The organism is Bradyrhizobium sp. (assembly GCF_049691595.1).
Lineage (GTDB): Bacteria > Pseudomonadota > Alphaproteobacteria > Rhizobiales > Xanthobacteraceae > Bradyrhizobium.
Map to the genome: position 1 here is coordinate 1 of NZ_JBAVNZ010000337.1, position 1,985 is coordinate 1,985.

Consider the following 1,985-nt stretch of genomic DNA (forward strand, 5'->3'; position numbering starts at 1 on the left):
AGCAGGTGGCGATCAGTTTGCGGTCCCTCCAGCGACGCAAGTGAGCAAGCAGCCGTGGCGGTATGGGCGCCGGCGTCTGGCGCTTCTTGGTGGCGCGCTTGCCGATCGGCTTGCGATAGAAGATGCCGCGCTCAAGATCGACGTGAGATCGGCCGGGCTCGGCATAGGGCGACGCTGAGGCAATCGCGCCAGCCCGAGTGCCGGTATAAAGGCCGATCAAAATAAATCTGGCGATATGTCTCAGGGGCCGGCGGCTTGTGCTCACCGGATCACCTTTTGACATCCCCGAATGGATCGTCTGCTTCTCCCGATGCCGCCAACAGTGCCAAATCAGCGCTGCGGCTTCCTTTCGCGTGAGCCACCGGTCGCGGGCTTCGCCCTTGGGCGGTAGCGACACGCGCACCACGCCCCGGTGAAAGCCTTCTTTTGCGTGATGGTTGATTGCGGCGCGAAACGTCTCGAGGTCGCGGCGTGCACCGCCGCGGTTGCCGCGATGTTTGACGTAAGCCGCACAGGTCTGGGCACTGACCTTCGACAATCTCTTGCCGCCCCAGAATTCGTTAAGGCGTTCAATCCTGGCCTCGATCTCGAACTGGTCGCCCGGCTCGCCGATGTCGCTCAAATAGATCGACAGCACGTCAGCACAGTCGATGTCCTCGATATCCTGCCGGCGGCGTTCGGGTTGATACTTTTGAGCGATGTAATCAGCTAAGGCTTGCTCTGCCTCTCGAGGCGGCTTCGTTTCAGACGGGCTCGCAACGCATCCCGTGGCGATATGGCGGTCTCCATCCTTGATGATCCAGACGGCCTGGCGAACGAGTTTTCCGCTTCGGTATCGCGCCTTGCGTTTGTAAAGTCTGGCTCCTTTGCTTGGACGCGGCATAACTCCCTCATAGTCCTGATCGCCTCAAGGGTAGTATAATCCTTGTTCGCGATACGCTCGAGGACAAGTCGGCCCCTAGCGCCCTCTCTCCGCAAACCGGAAGCGGTCATTGAGCCATCAGGAAAAGCTATCTTTGAGGCGAGATTTAAACGAAGCGGCGCAGACGGATCTATCGTGTCGGCCGCCGGCGGGCTAACTCTTCTGTTCGCCATCAGGAACAGCCCCATTCTCAACAATTCGCGGGAGTCGCATCGCTCCGACGAACTGTTCGTCGGATTCGCCCGAGATCCGGCAATTTCCTTTTATCCTCACCGCACGTCCCGAGTTAGAGATGAACCTGCGAGATCGAAGCTTGTCGCAGGTTTTCGCACGCAAAGGAGACGCTGTTCTGAGTACGATGAAACCCGAGAGGAGAAAGCCAGATTGTCTGTCCGGCACGCCGCGGGGCCGCGGCACTAAGGCTGCTGTGTAACGGGCAAATCCACACGCGAATTGCTGCGCGTCTTGCGGTAAGCATGGACGTGCTCAGGATGCGGATCAGTTAGACGGGTGTCCAAGAGCAGCTTGGATTTTCCCGACATGGGAGTGGCGAGCTGATCTTGGCTCAACCCGACCTAAGTAAAGACGTCGACGGACTTTGGAGCTCAATGGTACGTTTCTGGTGCAGAAGTCACTTCACCCGCGGCCGATCCACTCGCCAACTTGCTGACAGGTGATCGGCATCGATAGGGTCGCGGCAAGGTCGCCAGGCTCATAACCTGAAGGTCATAGGTTCAAATCCTATCCCCGCAACCATCTCGACTTGCGAAACCCTGGCCCCAGTGGCCGGGGCCTTCGTTTTGAGGGAAACCGCCAAAATCCCGGCAAGATCGCCCCGGACGTCAATCTTCAACTCGCCGGCCTCGGGCGTGAGCAGGATCTCCTTCACCAGGGTCCGCAGAACCTCGCCGGCCTTAAGCCGGGTTGCCTCGGAGTCATCCTGTAAGGCCGTGTGGAGGGTGCTGACCTGTTCACGGTAGAATGTCGCCATCTCGGGATGGAGGAGGGGTGGCGGGGTCTCGGCATCGGCCAGCTGCCGCTCAAGTTCAGCCTTCCGATGTTC

1 protein-coding gene and 1 pseudogene are annotated in these 1,985 nt (G+C 59.4%); both read right to left on the reverse strand.

All coding sequences use genetic code 11. The features are described 5' to 3' along the window. Positions 1-883: site-specific integrase (locus tag WCE35_RS15055; RefSeq protein WP_424594138.1), on the reverse strand; the 883-nt coding region annotated here is incomplete at its 3' end. A 751-nt stretch (positions 884-1,634) separates the two neighbouring features. Then, positions 1,635-1,985 (reverse strand): annotated as a pseudogene (locus WCE35_RS15060) (recombinase family protein); the annotation flags it as partial.